Origin of the sequence: Streptomyces sp. Ag109_O5-1, from assembly GCF_003814875.1 — a bacterium.
GTDB classification, from domain to species: Bacteria; Actinomycetota; Actinomycetes; order Streptomycetales; family Streptomycetaceae; genus Streptomyces; species Streptomyces sasae.
Genome location: NZ_RKQF01000001.1, coordinates 8,305,141 through 8,324,307 on the forward strand (window position 1 = coordinate 8,305,141; position 19,167 = coordinate 8,324,307).

The window sequence follows — 19,167 nt, forward strand, 5'->3', positions numbered from 1 at the left end:
AAACAGCGGGGAGCCGGTCAGGCGGCTCAGTACCAGCCGTTGGCCTGCCAGAAGCTCCAGGCGGCCGTCGGGCTGCCGTAGCGGGAGTTCATGTAGTCCAGGCCCCACTTGATCTGGGTGGCCGGGTTGGTCTTCCAGTCGGAGCCGGCGGACGACATCTTCGAGGCGGGCAGGGCCTGGACCAGGCCGTAGGCGCCGGAGGACGAGTTGGTGGCGGAGGGGTTCCAGCCGCTCTCGTGGGAGACGATCTTGGAGAACGCGTTGAACTGTGCGGCGTCCGGAATCATCTTGTGCGCGATCGTCTGGGCGGAGGAGGCCGAGGTGGTGGCGGCCTGCGCGGGCGCCGCGCTCAGCGCCATACCGGCGGTGGCGGCGGCCACGGCGGCGACGGTGAGGACCTTCTTCGGGGAGGCGATGCGACGGATGAAGGACACGGACACGGAGAACCTCGTTCGTCGGGGACAGGAAGTCGCCGCGCTCCGGAACCACACCTTGTGCGGTGGCCGTATGCGTCGGCGCCGCGGCCCGGGTGGGCTCGTGGCGCCTGGCGACGTCGTCCAGACAAGCAGTCCGGAAACCCGTCCGCAATCACCCCTTTTACTAGTTGTGATCGCATAGGCGGGGAAGGTCCGTTGTGTGGCGTGGCTCTCAATCCGCAGGTCAGCGGGCGCCTCAAACCGGACATTCAGGAAAAGTCTGACTACTGTTCCGGATCGTAGGTGACGTGCGTCATGTGGGGTGCTTCACCGGTCGGCTGACCGTGCGCGTACGACGGCTCACGCCCCGGGGTCGTCGAAGGTGACCGCGGTCTCGAAAGCGGCCCGGCGGGTCGCCCGGCGCAGCGCCCGCAGCAGGGCCGGACCGAGCGCGAGGGTGAGCACGACCGTGCACAGGGCCCGGCCCAGGTTCCAGCCCATGGCGGTGGCCAGGCTGTAGGCGAGGAAACGGGCCAGGTTGGCGGCGGGCCCGGCGTCCGGATCGAAGGCGATGTTCGAGGCGGTGCCGCTGAGCAGCGGCCAGCCGGCCAGGTCCACGACCGTGCCGTAGGCGAACGCGGCCAGGAACCCGTAGACCGCGAGCAGCGCGAGCTCCGCCCGCCCCCGCAGCCGCTCGGGCCCCGGCAGCAGACCGGCCCCCATCGTGAACCAGCCCATCGCCAGCATCTGGAACGGCAGCCACGGTCCTACCCCACCCGTGAGCAGCGCCGATGTGAACAGGGTGAGCGAGCCGAGGGTGAACCCGAAGCCGGGCCCCAGCACCCGCCCGCTGAGCACCATCAGGAAGAACATCGGCTCGATCCCGGCGGTGCCCGCGCCGACCGGCCGCAGCGCCGCGCCGGTCGCGGCCAGCACCCCCAGCATGGCGACGGCCTTGGGGCCGAGCCCCGACTCCGAGATGGTCGCCGCGAGCACGGCGACCAGCAGGACCAGCAGCCCCGCGAAGAGCCAGGGCGCGTCCTGGGCGTGCGAGGCGATCCGGGAGGAGGGCGGGGCGAACAAGGGCCAGCCGATCGCGACCACGCCGACCGCGCTGACGAGGAGGAGGGCGGCGAGGGAGCGGGGGCCGAGCCGGACCGGACTGCTCATGCCAGTGCCTCCCGTATCTGGGGCACCGTGAGCCACCGCTGCGGGGCGAGGATCTTCGTCACCTGCGGCGCGAACGACGGCGAGGACACGACGATGTCGTCCGTCGGCCCGTCCGCGATCACCTCCCCCTCCGCGAGCAGCACCACCCGGTGCGCGAGTTCGGCGGCCAGTTCCACGTCGTGCGTGGCCAGCACGATCGCGTGCCCGTCGGCGGCCAGCCCGCGCAGCGCGCCGACCAGCCGGGCCTTCGCCGCGTAGTCCAGCCCCCGGGTCGGCTCGTCGAGGAGGAGCAGCGGCGGCCGGGCGGTGAGGACGACGGCGAGCGCGAGGGCGAGCCGCTGCCCCTCGGACAGGTCCCGCGGATGCGTGTCGTCGCCGACTCCCGGCAGCAACCCGGACACCAGGCCGCGGCAGGTCCCCGGTACCGCCCCCGCGTCCCGGTCGGCGGCCGCGCACTCGGCGCCCACCGTGTCGGCGTACAGCAGGTCACGGGGTTCCTGCGGGACCAGACCGACAAGGCGTACCAGGTCGCGCGGGGCCGTGCGATGTGGGACCGCGCCACCGACCCGGACCGTGCCGCCGCTCGGCGCGACGAGTCCGACCAGGGCGCTGAGCAGGGTGGACTTCCCGGCGCCGTTACGGCCCATGAGCGCGACGGTCTCGCCGGGCGCGACGGCGAGATCCACGTACCGGAGCGCGTCGACCCGCTCCCGCCGCACGGCGAGGGAGCGCACCTCGGCGAGCGGAGCCGCGGGTGCGGCCGTTCGGTGGTGCGGCGGCGTCCGCCCGGCGAGACGCTCCCGCAGCCCGCCCGCCTGCCGCCGGGCGTCCCGCACGGTCATCGGCAGCGGTGACCACCCGGCCAGCCGCCCCAGCTCCACCACCGGCGGACACACCGGCGACACGGCCATCACCTCGGCGGGAGTACCGACCACGGGCGCCGCTCCCGCCTTTGGGAGCAGCACGACCCGGTCCGCGTACTGCACCACCCGCTCCAGCCGGTGCTCGGCCAGGAAGACGGTCGTCCCCAGATCGTGGACCAGGCGCTGCAGCACGGCCAGCACCTCCTCGGCGGCGGCCGGGTCCAGGGCGGAGGTCGGCTCGTCCAGGACCAGGACCGCGGGATGCGGGGTGAGCACCGACCCGATCGCGACCCGCTGCCGCTGCCCGCCGGAGAGGGTGGCGATGGCCCGGTCCCGCAGCTCGGCGAGCCCGAGCAGATCGAGGACCTCCTCCACCCGCCGCCGCATCACGGCCGGGGCGATCCCCAACGACTCCATCCCGTAGGCCAGTTCGTCCTCCACCGTGTCGGTCACGAAGTGCGCGAGCGGATCCTGCCCCACCGTGCCGACGACATCGGCGAGTTCGCGCGGCTTGTGGGTCCGGGTGTCCCGCCCCGCGACCGTCACCCGGCCGCGCAGGGTGCCCCCGGTGAAGTGTGGCACCAGCCCGCTCACGGAGTTGAGGATCGTCGACTTGCCGGTGCCGGACGGGCCGACGAGCAGGACGAGTTCACCTTCCGGCACCTCGAAGTCGACGCCCTGGACGGCGGGTCGGGCCGCGCCCTCGTACGTCACGGAGACATCCTCGAAGCGGATCACGGCGACTCCTTCGGCACGATGAGGGCGGGCAGCAGACCGAGCAGCACGGCGGCCGCCGGCCACAGCGGAAGCGTGGGGGCGACCAGCGGTACGACCCCGGGATGCAGGGCGTCCGGATCACGCACCGACGCCAGGGTGAGCAGGGCGGCGACGGCGGCGCCCGACCCGGACACCAGCCAGGCATGCGCGTCCCACGGATCCGGGCGGTAACGGGTCCGCAGCGAACGCCGGCCCCCGAGCCGCAGCCCCGCCAGCGCGGCCCCGACCCCGGCCAGCAGCACGGGCAGCCCGTAGCCGCCGCCCTCGGCGGTGAGCAGGCCGTACGTTCCCGCACAGACGCCGAGCAGACCGCCGAGGGTGAGCCCGGCCGTCGTACGGCGGACCCGGGCCGGGACGTCGGCGCTGCGGCCGTAACCGCGCGCGTCCATCGCGGCGGCGAGGGCGACCGACCGCTCCAACGCGCCCTCCAGGACGGGGAGTCCGACCTGCAGCAGACCGCGGACACCGGAGTCGGGACGGCCGCGCAGCCGGCGGGCGGCACGCAGCCGCTGGACGTCGGCGATCAGATTCGGCGCGAAGGTGAGGGCGACGACCACGGCCACACCCAGCTCGTACAGCGCGCCCGGGAGGGACTTGAGGAGCCTGGCCGGGTTGGCGAGCGCGTTCGCGGCGCCGACGCAGATCAGCAGGGTGGCGATCCGGAGACCGTCGTAGAGGGAGAAGACGAGCGCCTCGGCGGTGACCTTTCCGCCGAGCCGGATGCCCTGGGCCCAGTGGGGGAGGGGGACTTCGGGGAGGGTGAGAAGGGTGTGCGAGCCGGGGATCGGGGAGCCGAGGACCACGGTGAAGGCGAGACGGACGAGGAGCACGGCGAGGCCGAGCTTGGCGAAGGCGGAGTAGGACCGCGCCCAGGGCGCCCGGCTCCGGCAGACGGCGACGACATACCCGGTCACCGCGACGAGGAGGGCGAGAAGCAGAGGGTTGCCGGTACGGGACGCGGCAACACCGAGGGAAAGCGACCAGAGCCACCAGGCGCCGGGGTGGACGCGGGAGCGGTGCTGGTGCCGGGGCGCGGGGGGTTTCGGTTGCCGGCGCTGACGGGGGGCCGCCCCAGCGGCACGACTGCCCGCAGCCGGGGAACTGAAAGAGCGCCCCTGACCGAAGCGCCCCGTCAGGGGCGCGGGGAACTGCGCGACCAGCCCCCACCGGCCCGCAGCCGAGCGGCGGTCGCCCCGATCACGCATCCTTCCGCCGCCGCGCCTGCCAAACCGCCCCCGCGGCCAGAACCACGACCACTCCCGCCCCGGCCAGCAACCCGACAGACGGCCCGCTGCCCGACGTACCACTCGCCGCCACCTTCTCCCCGCACCCCTTCTCGGGATACCCGGCGATCGCACACAACAACGCGTTCGTGTCGTACCGCAACGGCTTCGCCACAGCGGCCAGCGCCTCCGCCGTCGTCGCGTCCCCGGACACCACCGCGCACGCCGTCCGCCCCGCCGGCGGCCGCTCGCCGGACGGCGCGTCCGCCGTCGTACCGAAGTCGATGACCAGCGCGACCCGTTTCCTGCCCCGCACCGGGGCCGTGTCCGCGCAGATCGTCCCGAAGTCCGCCGCCCCGCGCGGCCGCGACGCGTCCGCCGGGTCCTCGCTCACCGCGAAGCGGAAACCCTCCACCGCACCGTCGGCGGGCCGCGCGGTCGAGGGGCCCTGCGTGGCGTACGTCCAGCGCGAACCGTCCCGCTCCCAGAAGGACCAGTAGCGGTAGCCGGCGGCCTGGGCCGGCCCCGCCGCGGCCCCCCAGACCAGGAGCGCGGTCATGAGCAGCAGCGCGGCCCGGCGGACGGCGGTCACAGCTGCCGCTGCTTCCGGCGGCCGCTGAACAGGAAGCCGATGCCGATACCCGCGACGAGACCGGTGCCGACGATCCACCACACACTGGTGCCCGACGACTTCTTCGCCCCGGTGTGCTCGGCGGCAGCCGCCCGCGGGGCCGGTCCCGTCGCGTTCAGCGCCGTCACCAGGTCCGTACCGCCGAAGTCGCGCGGATCCGCGCCCATCGCGTGCGCCGCGAAGATCAGCTCGGCGTAGGCCGCGGGCCCGCTCTGCTTCGCCCACTGCGCGGAGTTCGCCGTCAGCCAGGCGTACGACTTCTTCGCCGGCTTCGTCCAGCCCTGCGCGGCCATGGCGACGACCGCGTCGGCGGTGTTTCCGTAGTCCGGCTGGGGCTTGGCACCGGGGAGCGCGGAGACCAGGTAGCCCTTCTCGTGCACGGCGTCCGCGAGGTACTCGGCGCCGTTGCGGGCCACCTCATCCCGGGTGCGGGCCTTGTCGGAGTCGGCGCAGATGTATCCCTCCACCGGGGCCTTGCCGGCCGTCGCCGCGAACCCCTTGCCGAGGGCGCCGAGCACCCCGGCGGCCGTGGCGTCCGCGTTGGCGGTCAGCTTCCCCGTCTTGTCCGGCTGGTAGGCGAGACCACCGCCGCCACCACCGTCCTGGTCGCAGGGGATGGACCACTTGGCCAGCAGGTCGTACGGCGTCCGGTCCGCGCTCGCGCCGGCCGCCGCGAGGGCGCCGATGACCACGCCGGTGGAGTTGGTGTCGCTGGGCGAGCCCGGGGCGTAGCCCCAGCCGCCGTCCTTGTTCTGCTGCGACTTCAGCCAGGTCACGGCCTTGCCCACGGCGGAGTCGTGGCCGCCGACCGCCTTCAGCGCCTGTACGGCGGCCGCCGTGCTGTTCGTGTCGACCGTCACCTTGGCGTCGCAGGCCGCCGTCGGCTCGGCGCGGAACGCGGCGAACGCGCCGTTCGCGCACTGCTGCCCGGCGAGCCAGTCCACCGCCTTCGCGGCCGGGGTCACCCCGGCCGTGTGCTGCGCGAGCAGGGCGAGCGACTGGCGCCAGACGCCGTCGTACTTGGGGTCCGTGCTGCCGTACAGCCCCGACGGGAGCGCCGCCGAGGCGGACGGGGACGGATCGTCGGCGGCCAGTGCGGTCATCGTGGGCATGGCGGCGCCGATGACGGCGGTGGCGGCCAGCACCGCGGCGCTGCGGCGGAGGACGTTCATGGTCGGCGGGTGCCTCTCCCTGTGGGGGAGCCGGGCAGCACGGGACACCCCGGCGGCTCGGCTCCGTAACCTCGACGGTGCCGTGCGCCGGCGGACACCGGCGCACCTGAGCCGATCAACGTCCGCGCGGGGCAGTCCGGCTCGCCGCACGGAACGGCTCACGGTTGCGGGTCAGCGCCGGAATTACACCGGCTTCCCCCCGTACGGGTGATGACGACCCCGCTACTTTACCGGGCGTCAACAAGAAGCTGAGGGGCGGCTGTGCGGAGCCCGTTTCGTTATGGTCGCGCCATGACGGGGAGACTGCTCGGCTCGGGTCGTTCGGCCGATGTGTACGAGATCGACGAGGCGTGGGTGCTGCGCCGCGAGCGGGGCGACTGGGGGGACGCGGCGGCCAAGGGCGCGCTGATGACGTACGTACGGGAGCACGGGTACCCGGTGCCCCGGGTGCGGCCCTCCGGGTCCCGGACCGACCTGGTGATGGAGCGGCTGTCGGGGCCGACCATGCTGGCGGCACTGCTGGCGGGCGGGATGGGCGCGGAGGAGGGCGGTGCGCTGCTCGCCTCGCTGCTCCGGCGGCTGCACGCGGTGCCCGGCCGGAACCCGGCCGACCCCGGCTCGCGCGTCCTCCACCTCGACCTGCACCCCGACAACGTGATCCTGACCCCCGACGGGCCCCGGGTCATCGACTGGTCCAACGCCGAGGACGGGCCGCCCGGTCTCGACTGGGCCATGTCCGCGGTGATCCTCGCCCAGGTCGCCGTGGACGGGATGCCGTTGGCCCGCGAGCTGCTGGCGGCCCTGCTGGCCGATCCGGGCGAACTGACCGAGGAGGGGCTGACGGAGGCGCTGCGGCGGCGGGCGGTCAATCCGACGATGAGTCGGCGGGAGGTCGAACTGCTCGGTGAGGCCGGGGAGTTGATACGAGGGTTCGTCTGCTGAGCCGCGGTCGCGAGTGGGGCGACGGTCGCGGGCAGGTGGCGGGCCGTCCGGCGGAGGGTGTTGCCGCGTCTGGTGGGCGGCACGGGCGATTCGATAACCTCGCGACTGCTTGGCCGACCGACCAACGACGCACGTCCAGGGGGACCTTGGTGAGCGACGCCCATGCCCCGCTGACCGGCGTACCGGAGCGGCTGGGGGAGCTGACCTCCCGCACCGGAATCCCCGTCGGGGTCGTCGCCGAACTGCTCGGCGCCGCCTCCGAGGGTGCCGCCGCCAACTGAGCCGAGCGCCCGTGCACGTCAATCCACCCGGGTCGGAACCGCCCTCCTCGAACAGGGGGCGGATGTCGCAGAAAGCTTCAGCACTCATGTCTGACAGAGCAACCGCAGCGGTCCGTCGTACCGCGATCGTCATCGGCGGCAGCACCGCCGGACTGCTCGCCGCCTCGGTCCTCGCCACCCGCTTCGACGAGGTCACCGTCGTCGAGGCCGACCGGCTGCCGGCGGGCCCCGCACACCGCAAGGGGCTGCCGCAGGCCAGGCACGCCCATCTCCTGTGGTCGGGCGGCGTGGCCGCCCTCGAAGACCTGCTCCCCGGCATCACCGGCGAACTCGTCGGCAAGGGCGCCGGACTCATCGACGTGATGAAGGACCTGGTCAGCAAGGCGCCTTCGGGACACTGGTTCCGGCGGTTCACCGACTCCCGGCACAACATGATCGTGTGCAGCCGTGACCTGCTGGACGCGGTGATCCGCGCGGACGTGCTCGGCAGGCCCCGGGTGACGCTGCGGGACGGCACCCGGGTGGCGGGGCTGGTCGGAGACCGTGGCCGGGTGACCGGCATCCGCATCTCGGACGACGGTGAACTCGGCGTCCTGCACGCAGACCTGGTCATCGACGCGAGCGGCCGGGGCTCCCGGACGCCGGACTGGCTGACGGAGCTGGGCCTGCCGCCGGTCGTGGAGCGCGTCGTGGACGCCGGGGTGGCCTACGCCAGCCGCGTCTACGAGGCCCCGCCCGCGACCGCCGCCGTGCCCCGCTACCCGGTCGTCAACGTCCAGGCCGACCCGCGCAACGCCCCCGGCCGCGGCGGGGTCCTCATCCCCATCGAGGGCGGCCGCTGGCTGGTCACCGTCTCGGGTACGCGCGGCGGCCAACCGACCGCCGATCCGGCCGAGTTCGGGCCCTTCGCCCTGACCGGCCTCAAGGACCCGATCATCGGCCGGCTGATCGCGGGCGCCAAGCCGCTGACCGACCCGGTGACCACCCGCAGCACGGCCAACCGCCGCCGCTACTACGAGAACGCCCCCGCCTGGCCGGAGGGCTTCGCGGTGATCGGCGACGCGGTCGCCGGCTACAACCCGGTCTACGGCCACGGCCTCTCGGTCGCCGCCCAGAGCGCGATCGCGGTCCGCGAGGTGCTCGACAGGCACGGTGCGGGCGCTCCGGGCACCGCCCGCCGTATCCAGCGCGCGGTGGCCCGCCCGGTGGGCAACGCGTGGAACCTGGCCGTGGGACAGGACGCGTACTACCCCGGAGCGGCACCGGAGCCGCCGAGGGCGGTGGAACGCCTGCTCACGGCGTACGTCGACAAGGCGGTGGCGGCGGGCTCGGAGAACCCGCGCGCACTGCACGGACTGCTGGACGTGATGAGCCTGAAGACGGCCCCGACACGGCTCTTCGCCCCCGACATGCTGTGGAACATCTTCTTCGGGGGCCGGAAGGGGCCGTTGGGAGAGGTGCCGTTGTCGGCGGCGGAGCGGGCGGCGGCGGGGCTGGAGGGGTAACTCACCAGGGCAAAGGGGCACTTCACCCGCTCGCCTGCGGAGTCGGCCCGCCGAAGGGGAGGACCAGGGAGCGGGAGGACAACAGCCATCGGCCGTCGAGGCGCCGGAACGTGTCCTCGTACTGGCCGATCTGGACGGGCGGCCCGGCCGGCACCAGGCCCCCCTCGTACCCGTCGACGCGGTACGTCTGGAAGTACGACGTGGCCGTCGCCGTGTCCGGTCCGGTGACCGTGACCAGGATGTTGGACATGATGCGCCGGGACAGCCGGCCCGTCGGCCGGGCGCCGAAGTACGCGGCCAGCGCCTCCTGCCCTGCGGCCCGCCGCCCGTCCCCGGGCGGCGGCCACTCCCACCAGCCGTCCGCCGTGAACAACTCGGCGACGGAGGCCGGCCGGCCGAGATCGAGCCGGTGGACGAAGTCGATGACGAGGCGCTCGCAGGCGCGTTCGGCGAGGAGTTGCTCCAAGGGGTCCATGCGACTGTCTAACAGCGGGGGACCGCGCCCGGCGACCGGATTACACCGCCACGTACGTGACCGGCTCGCTCCCCGCCACCTGCTCCACGTGTCCCAGCTTCACCAGGCGTCGTAGATGGGCCTCGGCCTCCGAGACCGCGATGTTCCTCGATCCGTAGGGGATCTGCTCCCAGGGCCGGTTCCACTCCATCCGTACCGCCAACTGCCAAGCGGTGAGCGGCTGCTGGAGAAGGGAGCGGAGCCCGGCAAGGCGCTCCTCGTGGTGGGCCAGGAGTTCCCGTACCCGGCCCGGTGCGTCGGTGAAGGTGTGCTGGTGGGCCGGGAGGACCTCGGCGGGGGCGAGGCGGCCGATGCGTTCCAGCGAGTCGAGGTAGTCGCCGAGGGGGTCGGTGACGGTCGCGTCCTCGGGGTCCTCGTACAGCCCGATGTGCGGGGTGATCTCGGGGAGGAGGTGGTCACCGGAGAACAGGCGGCCGTGGCCGGGGAGTCGGCTCGGATGTTCCTCCTCCAGGTGCAGGCAGACATGACCGGGCGTGTGCCCGGGTGTCCAGACGGCGCGCAGCCGGCGGCCCGGCAGGTCGAGGAGTTCGCCGGGCACGATCTCCCGGTCGGGAAGGGCGGGGGACAGGCCGGGCAGGGAGCGGCCACGACGGCCTCCGCGCAGCGGCGCCACATGCTCCTCGGGCGCACCGGCGGCGGTCAGCTTCGCCTCCATGTAGCTGAACCACCGCTCGGACCCGGTCTCCCGCGTCCGCCGCACGATCGCCGCGTCGGCCGCGTGCATCGCCACCCACGCCCCGGACGTCTCCCGCACCTGTCCCGACAGCCCGTGATGGTCGGGATGGTGATGCGTGATGACGACGCCGTACACCTCCCCGACCGCCGTACCGCACCCGCCCAGCCCCGCCACCAGCACATCCCACGACCCGGGATCGTCCCACCCGGTGTCGACCAGCACCGGCCCGCGGTCGGTGTCGACGACGTACACCAGGGTGTGGCCGAGCGGGTTGTCCGGGATGGGGACCTCGACGGAGCGCACGCCCCCGCCGTGGTCGTGCACGGTCACCTCGGGCCGCCCCGCCGCCGACTCGCCCTGTCCGTCACGCTCGTTCTGGCCGTTCGCCATTCCGCCGCCCTCCGCCCCCGCACCGCCGCACGGCTCCTGCTCACTATAGCCAGAACTGATTACACGTCAGATTTCCGCGGGGGAAACCGACTAGGAGCAGAGATTCACGTGCCGGACGGCCAGGACGTGCCCCGCCGCGTCGATGAGGCGGCTGCGGGCGAGCTTTCCGCCGGTCACCGCGTTGGTGATCGCCGAGGCGATCGAGGACGTCTGGGAGCCGACATTGCTTCCCAGGTCGAACATGACCATGTCGGCACCGGAGCGAAGGGCCTGGACGGCGGCCGCGGGGATGGTGAAGCCGGCGCCTGAGATCGCCTTGGCGCTGAGCGAGTCGGTGACCACCAGCCCCTTGAAGCCCAGCTTGCCGCGCAGCTCGGAGCTGATCACGGTGGGCGACAGGCTCGCCGGATTGGTGCCCAGTCCCGGCACGATGTTGTTGGAGACCATGATGGCCGGGGCGCCGGCCTTGATGGCCGCGGTGAACGGCGGGATCCCCACCTTCTGCAGGGTGGACCAGGGCAGGGTGCGGGCGGGGCCGAAGTCGGAGTTGTAGGTGGAGCCGCCGAGGCCCGGGAAGTGCTTGACGACGGGTATCACGCCTCCGTCGCGCATCCCGTTCATGTACGCGACTCCGGCCTTGGAGACCACCGCGGTGTTGCCGCTGAAGGACCGCCATCCGTCGGGGTTGGTCTTGCTGGGGGCCACGTTCCTGCCGTCGACGTCGACCACCGGCGCGAGGTTCATGTTCACCTGGGCGGCCGCCATCTTCTTGGCCACCTTCGCGACGTTCTGCTGGATCTGGGCCGGGGTCCAGTGCGCGCCCATGTACGCGGCCCAGGGCAGGGATCCGACGAGGTTCGCCATGCGCTGGATGCCGCCGCCCTCCTCGTCCGTCATCACCAGCAGGCCCAGATGGCCCGGTACGTGGGACTTCAGGGTGGTCAGCCGGGAGCCGAGGTCGGACGGCGCCGCACTGCCGAACAGCACCACGCCGCCCGCACCGGCGCTCACCTCGGAGGTGGCGCCGGACACCGAGGTCTCCGACACCGGGACGGCGATGGTCAGCATGGCCAGCCGCTGGTTCGACCACCCGGCCAGCTTCGTGGCGTTGGTGCACGCGGCGGGGGTGGTGTCGGCGGCGGTGGTGGCCGCGGTGGTGGCGGTGCCGGTGGCGCCCGGTGTCAGGGACGACGGGGAGGTCCCGTCGGGTGTGGCGGGGGACTTGCCGGGGGCGCTGGAGTGCGGGGACGCCTGAGGGGCGCCCGTGCCGCAGCCTGCCAGGAGCATCGCCGCCATGACGGCGGCGGTGCCGGTGCTCAGTCTGCGTGCGGTAGTGCGGTCACGGTACGACGGGACATTCATCGCCCGGCCTCCTTCCGGAAGACGCGACGGCGTCCGTCGCGCTGAGGGCCGTATGAACATGAGGTGGGCTTCTCGAAGCGTGGGATGCGCTCCGGTCCGAATTTGTTCGAAGGTCCGCGGTCGGCGTACCAACAGGATCTCGCGTTTCGGGGCCGGGCGGAAACCCGGCCGACCCGACCCTGGACCAGCTCGAGCCGGCCTGTCGGCCACTGTCGGAAGCGGTCCGGCCACCCAGCGAAGCCGGAGGCGGCGACGGGGTGCAGGCGGCCCGCGCGGCCGGACGGCACCTCCGCCGTTCGCAAAATCACTGGTGAGGGCCTATTCGTTCCCGCCCCTGGCTTACTTCAACTAGAACTGGTATCAGTTCTGAAACATCGTCAGGAAAGGTGGCGGGGCGCCATGACCGAGTTCCTGGAACACGGACAGCTGTTCATCGGCGGGGAGTTGACCGACCCTCTGGGCAAGGACGTCATCGAGGTGGTCTCCCCGCACACCGAGGAGGTCTTCGGGCGGGTGCCGCACGCCTCGCGGGAGGACGTGGACCGGGCGGTGGCCGTGGCGCGGCGGGCCTTCGACGAGGGGCCCTGGCCGCGGATGACGCTCGACGAGCGGATCGAGGTCGTCACCCGGATCAAGGACGCGATCGCCGTACGGCACGAGGAGATCGCCCGGGTGATCTCCTCCGAGAACGGCTCCCCCTACTCCTGGAGCGTCCTCGCGCAGGCGCTCGGCGCGATGATGGTCTGGGACGCGGCGATCAGGGTCGCGCGCGACTTCACGTACGAGGAGACGCGCGACGGGGTGCTGGGGAAGATCCTGGTGCGGCGGGAGCCGGTCGGGGTCGTGGCCGCCGTGGTGCCGTGGAACGTGCCCCAGTTCGTGGCCGCCGCCAAGCTCGCCCCCGCGCTGCTCACCGGCTGCACGGTGGTGCTCAAGCCGTCCCCGGAGTCGCCGCTGGACGCCTACATCCTCGGCGAGATCACCAAGGAGGCCGGGCTGCCGGACGGGGTCCTCTCCATCCTCCCGGCCGACCGCGAGGTGAGCGAGTACCTCGTCGCCCACCCCGGCGTCGACAAGATCTCCTTCACCGGGTCCGTCGCGGCCGGCAGGCGCGTGATGGAGGTCGCCGCGAAGAACCTCACCCGCGTGACCCTGGAGCTGGGTGGCAAGTCGGCGGCGGTCGTGCTGCCGGACGCGGACGTGGCCGCCTCCGTCGCCGGGATCGTCCCGGCGGCCTGGATGAACAACGGCCAGGCGTGCGTGGCCCAGACCCGCATCCTCGTCCCGCGCTCCCGCTACGACGAGTTCGCCGACGCCTTCGCGGCCGCGGCGAGTGCCCTGAAGGTCGGCGACCCGCTGGACCCGGCCACCCAGGTGGGCCCCCTGGTCGCCCGCCGCCAGCAGCAGCGGAACCTGGACTACATCCGGATCGGCTTGGAGGAGGGCGCGAAGATCCTGACCGGCGGCGGCCGGCCGGCGGGCCTGGACAAGGGCTGGTACGTCGAACCGACCCTCTTCGGCGGCGTCGACAACTCGATGCGGATAGCGCGGGAGGAGATCTTCGGCCCGGTGATCTGTCTGCTCCCCTACGGCGACGAGTCCGAGGCCCTGAAGATCGCGAACGACTCGGACTACGGGCTGAGCGGAAGCGTGTGGACGGCCGACGTGGAGCACGGCATCGAGGTCGCGAGGAAGGTGCGCACGGGGACCTACTCCGTGAACACCTTCAGCCTCGACATGCTCGGTCCGTTCGGCGGCTACAAGAACTCCGGTCTGGGGCGGGAGTTCGGGCCCGAGGGGTACGGCGAGTTCCTCGAACACAAGATGATCCACCTGCCGGCCGGCTGGGAGGGCTGAGCGGCCATGGGGGACCGCTGGCACGTCGAGGTCGACCGGTCGATCTGCATCGGCTCGGCCCAGTGCGTCCACCGCGCCACCGGGGCCTTCCGCCTCGACTCCGCCATGCAGTCCCACCCCGTGGACCCGGAGACGGACGCCAACGGCAGGATCCTCGACGCGGCGGAGAACTGCCCGGTGGAGGCGATCGCGATCACCCTGCTGGGAAGCGGGGAGCCGGTGTTCCCGCCCGAGGACTGAGGACCGAGGACTGAGGACCGAGGACTACCGGGGTTGGAGAGCGGCGAACAGGGCGTGGGCGCGGCTGCCGTCCGGCCGCTCCCACGCCCCGCTGACCTGCCCGACCGCGCCGTCGGGCGGTGTCGAGCCGGGGGTCAGTACCCGCTGCAGCCGTAGCACCAGGCCCGCGTCCGGCACGGTGAACTCGGTGCTCTCGTCGGTGTCGACGGGGGCGCCGAGGCCGGGGACGGGGCCCTGACCGGCGTAGGAGCGGACGACCTCCCGGTCGGGGGTGTCGGTGATGCTCTGCGCCTGTGCCTCGGTGCGCCCCTCGATCAGGGCGAGCAACCCGGCCGTCAGCACCGGGTCGTGGCAGCCGTCGTAGGCCCAGCGCGGACCGAGCACACCGTGCTCCATGGTGCCGACGAGGGCGTGCTCGGCGCCGTCGAGCGGGGCGCCGCGGTACGTGAGCGGCACGAGGTACGCCCCCGACTCATCGGTGACGACCATGAACTCGATCCCGACCTCGCCCTCCGGGTCGTCCAGCCGGAATCCGCCGGCCTTCACCAACTCCGGGGCGGCGGAGCCGTGGTACCAGGGACGCGTCGGGAGCCAGGCGGCGAGCAGTTCGACCTTGGTGGGCTTGAGGGTGGTGCGGTGGATGAGTGCCATGGGGGAGATTCTGCGATCAGGCGCGGGTGCCCCGCCAGGCACTTTCCCGTGCCCGGTATCAGGAAAAGAAGAAAAAATCCAGCCCTGGGGTATTGTCTTCCGCTTCGCCCGTTCTATGCTGGTATCAGCCTACGAGGCGAGTGAGGGAGTCCGAGCGGAGTAGCCGACTCTGGCGTGACGCAGATGCAGAAGCATCCGCCGGTGCCGACGTCGACGGTCGGGCTGAGAGGCCGGAAGGCAGTAGCAAGGCCCGACGGCGACCCCCATTACCTGATCCGGACCATGCCGGCGAAGGGAACCCGTCTCGTAGGTCTTTTGCGTGCCTATTTCTTCTCGTCCGGCTCCGTGAGGTCGATCAGGCGGCACACCGTCTCGATGTCGATCTTCACCTGGGCGATGGAGGCGCGGCCCGAGAGCCAGGTGATCAGGGCCGAGTGCCAGGTGTGCTCGATGACGCGGACGGCGGAGAGCTGGGCGGGGGTGGGGTCGGTCAGGCCCATCGCGTCCAGGATGATCGCCGTCGTCTGCCGGGAGACCTGGTCGACCTCGGGCGAGACGCTGCGGTCGGCGAAGGTGAGGGCCCGGACCATCGCGTCGGCCAGGTGCGGCTCGCGCTGCAGGGCCCGGAAGGCCCGCATCAGGGTCTCGGCGACCCGCTCGGACGCCGTCTCGCCCGCCGGCGGCTTCTTGCGCAGCGTGCCGTGCATGTGCTCCAGCTGGTCCTGCATGGTGGCCACCAGCAGGTGGACCTTGGACGGGAAGTAGCGGTAGAGCGTGCCCAGGGCCACCTGGGAGGACTCGGCCACCTCGCGCATCTGCACCGCGTCGAAACCGCCCCGGCTGGCCAGCTGCGCGCTCGCGTGCAGGATCCGGCGGCGCCGGGCCTCCTGGCGCTCCGTGAGCGGCGGGGAGGCTGGTCGGGCGCTGATGTCCACCTTGGCTTCCACAGGCATGGGTCCCGTCCGTGACAGTCGGTGAGGGCAGTGCTCAGGGCGAGTGATCAGACAGCATGGCAGGGGTTCGCGCCGTGGCGCGAATCACCTGATCCACTGCTCACTCCGCTCCTACCTGCCGGTAGATTCAGAGCCTCTTGAACGATCAAGTCTGAAACTTGTTCTAGATTAGCGTCCCGGCGTAATCTCGCGGGAAAGTGCAGGGAGAAGGGGGCCCGGAGTGACCGCTGAGGCCAGGCGGGCGGGTACCAAGGACGAACCCGCCGCCGACGGCGAGCGACCGCTCGACATCGCGCTCCTCACCTATAAAGGGAACCCGTTCTGCGGCGGCCAGGGCGTCTATGTACGGCACCTGTCGCGCGAGCTGGCCCGGCTGGGCCACCGGGTCGAGGTCATCGGCTCACAGCCGTATCCCGTCCTCGACGAGGGGTACCCCGCACTCACCCTCACCGAGCTGCCCAGCCTCGACCTGTACCGCTCCCCGGACCCCTTCCGGACCCCGAAGCGCGACGAGTACCGGGACTGGATCGACGCGCTCGAAGTGGCGACCATGTGGACCGGCGGCTTCCCCGAGCCGCTGACCTTCTCCCTCCGCGCCCGCCGCCATCTGCGCGCCCGCGCCGGGGAGTTCGACGTCATCCACGACAACCAGACCCTCGGGTACGGCCTGTTGGGTGACGTCGGTGCGCCGCTCGTCACCACCATCCACCACCCCATCACCGTGGACCGGCAGTTGGAGCTGGATGCGGCCGAGGGATGGCAGCGCCGTTACTCCGTACGGCGCTGGTACGCCTTCACCCGGATGCAGAAGCGGGTCGCCCGCCGGCTGCCCTCCGTGCTCACCGTCTCCGGCACCTCCCGCCAGGAGATCGTCGACCATCTCGGCGTCCGTGACGACCGCATCCACGTCGTCCACATCGGCGCCGACACCGACCTCTTCGCGCCGAATCCCGCCGTGCCCCAGGTGCCCGGCCGGATCGTCACCACCTCCAGCGCGGACGTCCCCCTCAAGGGGCTGGTGTACCTCGTCGAGGCCCTCGCCAAGGTACGGACCGAGCACCCCGCCGCCCACCTCGTGGTCGTCGGCAAGCGGCCCGTCGAGGGGCCCGTCGCCCAGGCCGTGGAGCGCTACGGCCTCGACGGCGCCGTCGAGTTCGTGAAGGGCATCTCCGACGCCGAACTCGTCGACCTGGTCCGTTCGGCCGAGGTCGCCTGCGTGCCCTCGCTCTACGAGGGCTTCTCGCTGCCCGCCGCCGAGGCCATGGCGACCGGCACCCCGCTGGTCGCGACGACCGGCGGCGCCATCCCCGAGGTCGCCGGACGCGACGGCGAGACCTGCCTGGCCGTACCGCCGGGCGACGCGGGGGCGCTGGCCGCCGGGCTCGGCCGCCTGCTGGGCGACCCGGAGCTGCGGGTCCGGCTCGGCCAGGCGGGCCGTGAGCGGGTGCTGCGGCACTTCACCTGGGCCCGCGCCGCGGAGGGCACGGTGGCCCGCTACCGCGAGGCGATCGCCGGCCCTGCCGGGGAGCGTTCCGCGCCCACGACTCCGGGCCGCCCCGCGGCCACCCCCCTCGTAGACGTCGCTTCCACTCCCGAAAGCAGGGCCACGTGCTGACCGTCGACTTCTCCCGGTTCCCGCTCGCCCCGGGCGACCGAGTCCTGGACCTCGGCTGCGGAGCCGGCCGCCACGCCTTCGAGTGTTACCGGCGTGGCGCCCAGGTCGTGGCCCTCGACCAGAACGCCGAGGAGATCCGCGAGGTCGCCAAGTGGTTCGCGGCGATGAAGGAGGCCGGCGAGGCCCCGGCGGGCGCCACCGCGACGGCCATGGAGGGCGACGCCCTCGCCCTGCCGTTCCCCGACGAGTCCTTCGACGTCGTCATCATCTCCGAGGTCATGGAGCACATCCCCGACGACAAGGGCGTGCTCGCCGAGATGGTGCGGGTGCTCAGGCCCGGCGGGCGGATAGCGGTCACCGTGCCGCGTTACGGCCCCGAGAAGGTCTGCTGGGCGCTCTCCGACGCCTACCACGAGGTCGAGGGCGGGCACATCCGCATCTACAAGGCCGACGAGCTGGTCGGGAAGATCAAGGAAGCCGGTCTGCGGCCGTACGGCTCCCACCACGCACACGCGCTGCACTCGCCGTACTGGTGGCTGAAGTGCGCGTTCGGCGTCGACAACGACAAGGCGCTGCCGGTGCGGGCGTACCACAAGCTGCTGGTCTGGGACATCATGAAGAAGCCGCTGGCCACGCGGGTCGCCGAACAGGCGCTGAACCCGGTCATGGGCAAGAGCTTCGTCGTCTACGCGACCAAGCCGCACCTGCCCGCGGTGTCGGAGAAGGCCGACAAGGCCGGCGAGGCCGAGAAGACCGAGGTGGCCGCCAAGTGACCACCCCCCGGACAGAACACCTCGTCCTGCCCGGGGTCCTCACCGCCGAGCAGGCCGCCGCGACCGTCCGCGGCATCCTCGCCGTGCAGCGGGAGGACGGCGCGATCCCGTGGTTCCGGGGGCACCACCTCGACCCCTGGGACCACACCGAGGCCGCCATGGCCCTGGACGCGGCCGGCGAGCACGAGGCCGCCGAGCGGGCGTACAGCTGGCTCGCCCGGCACCAGAACGAGGACGGCTCCTGGTACGCGGCCTACGCCGACGGCGCACACGACGACGTCACCGACCGCGCCCGCGAGTCCAACTTCGTCGCCTACATAGCCGTCGGCGTCTGGCACCACTACCTGTCCACCGGCGACGACACGTTCCTCGACCGGATGTGGCCCGCCGTCTACGCGGCCGTCGAGTGGGTGCTGCGGCTCCAGCAGCCGGGCGGTGAGATCGGCTGGCGCCGCGACGACGACGGCACGCCGACCGACGACGCGCTGCTGACCGGGAGTTCGTCGATCCACCACGCGCTGCGCTGTGCGCTCGCCATCGCCGAGCAGCGCGAAGAGCCGCAGCCCGACTGGGAGTTGGCGGTGGGCGCGTTGCGGCACGCGATACGGCGGCACCCGGAGCGGTTCCTCGACAAGGACCGGTACTCGATGGACTGGTACTACCCGGTCCTCGGCGGGGCGTTGACCGGTGCGGAGGCGGGCGCGCGGATCGACAAGGACTGGGACCGGTTCGTCGTGCCCGGGTTCGGGGTGCGGTGTGTCGTCCCCAACCCGTGGGTGACGGGCGGGGAGTCGGCGGAGCTGGCGCTGGCACTGTGGGCGGTCGGAGAGTCCGACCGGGCGCTGGAGATCCTCCAGTCCATCCAGCATCTGCGGGACGCCGAGTCGGGGCTGTACTGGACCGGGTACGTCTTCGAGGACGACGCGGTCTGGCCGAGGGAACTGACGACTTGGACGGCGGGGTCGTTGTTGCTGGCGGTTGCCGCGCTCGGGGGGCATGACGCGACGTGTGCGGTGTTCGGGGGCGAGCAGCTTCCTTCGGGGCTTGAGGTGGATTGTTGCGCCTAGTGGGGTGGGGGGTCTGTGCGATGGCGGGTGCGGCGCCGTCGGGGCTGGTCGCGCAGTCCCTCCCCCAG

General features: G+C 72.4%; 19 protein-coding genes and 1 riboswitch. Of the genes, 8 read left to right on the top strand and 11 right to left on the bottom strand.

The genetic code is table 11. The features are described 5' to 3' along the window. Positions 1–26: 26 nt before the first annotated feature. The 6 genes from EDD90_RS37805 to EDD90_RS37830 form a co-directional block, all read right to left on the bottom strand. On the bottom strand, positions 27–440 hold the full coding sequence (locus tag EDD90_RS37805) for a transglycosylase SLT domain-containing protein (RefSeq protein WP_123977526.1): 414 nt from the start codon (positions 438–440) through the stop codon (positions 27–29). Between the two features lie 336 nt (positions 441–776). After that, complete coding sequence (locus tag EDD90_RS37810; protein ID WP_123977528.1) at positions 777–1,586, bottom strand: ECF transporter S component; 810 nt, start codon at positions 1,584–1,586, stop codon at positions 777–779. Further along, positions 1,583–3,187 carry an ABC transporter ATP-binding protein gene (locus EDD90_RS37815; protein ID WP_123977530.1) on the bottom strand — a complete coding sequence of 535 codons (1,605 nt, stop codon included), beginning with the start codon at positions 3,185–3,187 and terminating at the stop codon, positions 1,583–1,585. The genes EDD90_RS37810 and EDD90_RS37815 overlap by 4 nt, the downstream gene beginning before the upstream one ends. Then, on the bottom strand, positions 3,184–4,431 hold the full coding sequence (locus tag EDD90_RS37820) for an energy-coupling factor transporter transmembrane component T (RefSeq protein ID WP_123977532.1): 1,248 nt from the start codon (positions 4,429–4,431) through the stop codon (positions 3,184–3,186). The genes EDD90_RS37815 and EDD90_RS37820 overlap by 4 nt, the downstream gene beginning before the upstream one ends. Then, positions 4,424–5,041: an SCO2322 family protein gene (locus tag EDD90_RS37825; RefSeq protein WP_123977534.1), complete on the bottom strand. Its 618-nt coding sequence runs from the start codon at positions 5,039–5,041 to the stop codon at positions 4,424–4,426. Before EDD90_RS37825 ends, EDD90_RS37820 begins: the two co-directional genes overlap by 8 nt. Then, positions 5,038–6,252: a prenyltransferase/squalene oxidase repeat-containing protein gene (locus EDD90_RS37830; RefSeq protein WP_123977536.1), complete on the bottom strand. Its 1,215-nt coding sequence runs from the start codon at positions 6,250–6,252 to the stop codon at positions 5,038–5,040. Before EDD90_RS37830 ends, EDD90_RS37825 begins: the two co-directional genes overlap by 4 nt. Positions 6,253–6,364: 112 nt before the next feature. Then, positions 6,365–6,489: riboswitch (cobalamin riboswitch) on the bottom strand. A 54-nt stretch (positions 6,490–6,543) separates the two neighbouring features. Here EDD90_RS37830 and EDD90_RS37835 point away from each other — a divergent pair. The 3 genes from EDD90_RS37835 to EDD90_RS37840 all read left to right on the top strand — a co-directional run bounded on the left by EDD90_RS37835 (position 6,544) and on the right by EDD90_RS37840 (position 8,980). Beyond that, the gene (locus tag EDD90_RS37835) at positions 6,544–7,194 is read left to right on the top strand and encodes a phosphotransferase (protein WP_123977538.1); all 651 of its coding nucleotides are present in this window, start codon (positions 6,544–6,546) and stop codon (positions 7,192–7,194) included. A gap of 149 nt (positions 7,195–7,343) precedes the next feature. Continuing rightward, positions 7,344–7,475 (top strand): hypothetical protein, encoded by a 132-nt coding sequence (locus tag EDD90_RS57810; RefSeq protein WP_260328384.1) that lies wholly within the window; start codon positions 7,344–7,346, stop codon positions 7,473–7,475. Positions 7,476–7,561: 86 nt separating this feature from the next. Beyond that, positions 7,562–8,980, top strand: a complete 1,419-nt coding sequence (locus EDD90_RS37840; RefSeq protein ID WP_123977540.1) for an NAD(P)/FAD-dependent oxidoreductase — start codon at positions 7,562–7,564, stop codon at positions 8,978–8,980. 22 nt (positions 8,981–9,002) lie between these two features. On the opposite strand, the gene EDD90_RS37845 is transcribed toward EDD90_RS37840, so the two are convergent. From EDD90_RS37845 to EDD90_RS37855, 3 genes are all read right to left on the bottom strand, one after another. After that, positions 9,003–9,455 carry a nuclear transport factor 2 family protein gene (locus EDD90_RS37845; RefSeq protein ID WP_123977541.1) on the bottom strand — a complete coding sequence of 151 codons (453 nt, stop codon included), beginning with the start codon at positions 9,453–9,455 and terminating at the stop codon, positions 9,003–9,005. A 40-nt stretch (positions 9,456–9,495) separates the two neighbouring features. Next, the gene (locus tag EDD90_RS37850; protein ID WP_123977543.1) at positions 9,496–10,581 is read right to left on the bottom strand and encodes an MBL fold metallo-hydrolase; all 1,086 of its coding nucleotides are present in this window, start codon (positions 10,579–10,581) and stop codon (positions 9,496–9,498) included. A 90-nt stretch (positions 10,582–10,671) separates the two neighbouring features. Continuing rightward, entirely contained in the window at positions 10,672–11,943 is a 1,272-nt protein-coding gene (locus EDD90_RS37855; protein WP_185149374.1) for a glycoside hydrolase family 3 N-terminal domain-containing protein, read from the bottom strand. A 399-nt stretch (positions 11,944–12,342) separates the two neighbouring features. Here EDD90_RS37855 and EDD90_RS37865 point away from each other — a divergent pair, with 399 nt between their 5' ends. Both EDD90_RS37865 and EDD90_RS37870 read left to right on the top strand, forming a co-directional pair. Beyond that, positions 12,343–13,800 carry an aldehyde dehydrogenase gene (locus EDD90_RS37865; RefSeq protein ID WP_123977545.1) on the top strand — a complete coding sequence of 486 codons (1,458 nt, stop codon included), beginning with the start codon at positions 12,343–12,345 and terminating at the stop codon, positions 13,798–13,800. 6 nt (positions 13,801–13,806) lie between these two features. Then, the gene (locus tag EDD90_RS37870; protein ID WP_123977547.1) at positions 13,807–14,040 is read left to right on the top strand and encodes a ferredoxin; all 234 of its coding nucleotides are present in this window, start codon (positions 13,807–13,809) and stop codon (positions 14,038–14,040) included. A 24-nt stretch (positions 14,041–14,064) separates the two neighbouring features. On the opposite strand, the gene EDD90_RS37875 is transcribed toward EDD90_RS37870, so the two are convergent. Then, a complete protein-coding gene (locus EDD90_RS37875; protein WP_123977548.1) occupies positions 14,065–14,691 on the bottom strand; it encodes a maltokinase N-terminal cap-like domain-containing protein in 627 nt (208 codons plus the stop codon). A gap of 323 nt (positions 14,692–15,014) precedes the next feature. After that, a complete protein-coding gene (locus tag EDD90_RS37880) occupies positions 15,015–15,644 on the bottom strand; it encodes a TetR family transcriptional regulator (RefSeq protein WP_123977550.1) in 630 nt (209 codons plus the stop codon). A 220-nt stretch (positions 15,645–15,864) separates the two neighbouring features. On the opposite strand from EDD90_RS37880, the gene EDD90_RS37885 reads away from it, so the two are divergent. Genes EDD90_RS37885 through EDD90_RS37895 form a run of 3 tightly spaced genes read left to right on the top strand, consistent with a single transcriptional unit; the run spans position 15,865 to position 19,099 of the window. Then, positions 15,865–17,259: a glycosyltransferase family 4 protein gene (locus EDD90_RS37885; RefSeq protein WP_123977552.1), complete on the top strand. Its 1,395-nt coding sequence runs from the start codon at positions 15,865–15,867 to the stop codon at positions 17,257–17,259. Beyond that, positions 17,253–18,032, top strand: a complete 780-nt coding sequence (locus tag EDD90_RS37890) for a class I SAM-dependent methyltransferase (protein WP_123977554.1) — start codon at positions 17,253–17,255, stop codon at positions 18,030–18,032. The genes EDD90_RS37885 and EDD90_RS37890 overlap by 7 nt, the downstream gene beginning before the upstream one ends. Beyond that, positions 18,029–19,099 (top strand): prenyltransferase, encoded by a 1,071-nt coding sequence (locus EDD90_RS37895; protein ID WP_123977556.1) that lies wholly within the window; start codon positions 18,029–18,031, stop codon positions 19,097–19,099. The genes EDD90_RS37890 and EDD90_RS37895 overlap by 4 nt, the downstream gene beginning before the upstream one ends. The last annotated feature ends 68 nt before the right edge of the window (positions 19,100–19,167 follow it).

Excerpts from the sequence above, each read along its gene's own strand:
- EDD90_RS37810 (WP_123977528.1), bottom strand. The coding sequence starts at position 1,586 with ATGAGCAGTCCGGTCCGGCTCGGCCCCCGCTCCCTCGCCGCCCTCCTC.
- EDD90_RS37820 (WP_123977532.1), bottom strand. The coding sequence starts at position 4,431 with ATGCGTGATCGGGGCGACCGCCGCTCGGCTGCGGGCCGGTGGGGGCTG.
- EDD90_RS37830 (WP_123977536.1), bottom strand. The coding sequence starts at position 6,252 with ATGAACGTCCTCCGCCGCAGCGCCGCGGTGCTGGCCGCCACCGCCGTC.
- EDD90_RS37835 (WP_123977538.1), top strand. The coding sequence starts at position 6,544 with ATGACGGGGAGACTGCTCGGCTCGGGTCGTTCGGCCGATGTGTACGAG.
- EDD90_RS37840 (WP_123977540.1), top strand. The coding sequence starts at position 7,562 with ATGTCTGACAGAGCAACCGCAGCGGTCCGTCGTACCGCGATCGTCATC.
- EDD90_RS37845 (WP_123977541.1), bottom strand. The coding sequence starts at position 9,455 with ATGGACCCCTTGGAGCAACTCCTCGCCGAACGCGCCTGCGAGCGCCTC.
- EDD90_RS37850 (WP_123977543.1), bottom strand. The coding sequence starts at position 10,581 with ATGGCGAACGGCCAGAACGAGCGTGACGGACAGGGCGAGTCGGCGGCG.
- EDD90_RS37855 (WP_185149374.1), bottom strand. The coding sequence starts at position 11,943 with ATGAATGTCCCGTCGTACCGTGACCGCACTACCGCACGCAGACTGAGC.
- EDD90_RS37865 (WP_123977545.1), top strand. The coding sequence starts at position 12,343 with ATGACCGAGTTCCTGGAACACGGACAGCTGTTCATCGGCGGGGAGTTG.
- EDD90_RS37870 (WP_123977547.1), top strand. The coding sequence starts at position 13,807 with ATGGGGGACCGCTGGCACGTCGAGGTCGACCGGTCGATCTGCATCGGC.
- EDD90_RS37875 (WP_123977548.1), bottom strand. The coding sequence starts at position 14,691 with ATGGCACTCATCCACCGCACCACCCTCAAGCCCACCAAGGTCGAACTG.
- EDD90_RS37880 (WP_123977550.1), bottom strand. The coding sequence starts at position 15,644 with ATGCCTGTGGAAGCCAAGGTGGACATCAGCGCCCGACCAGCCTCCCCG.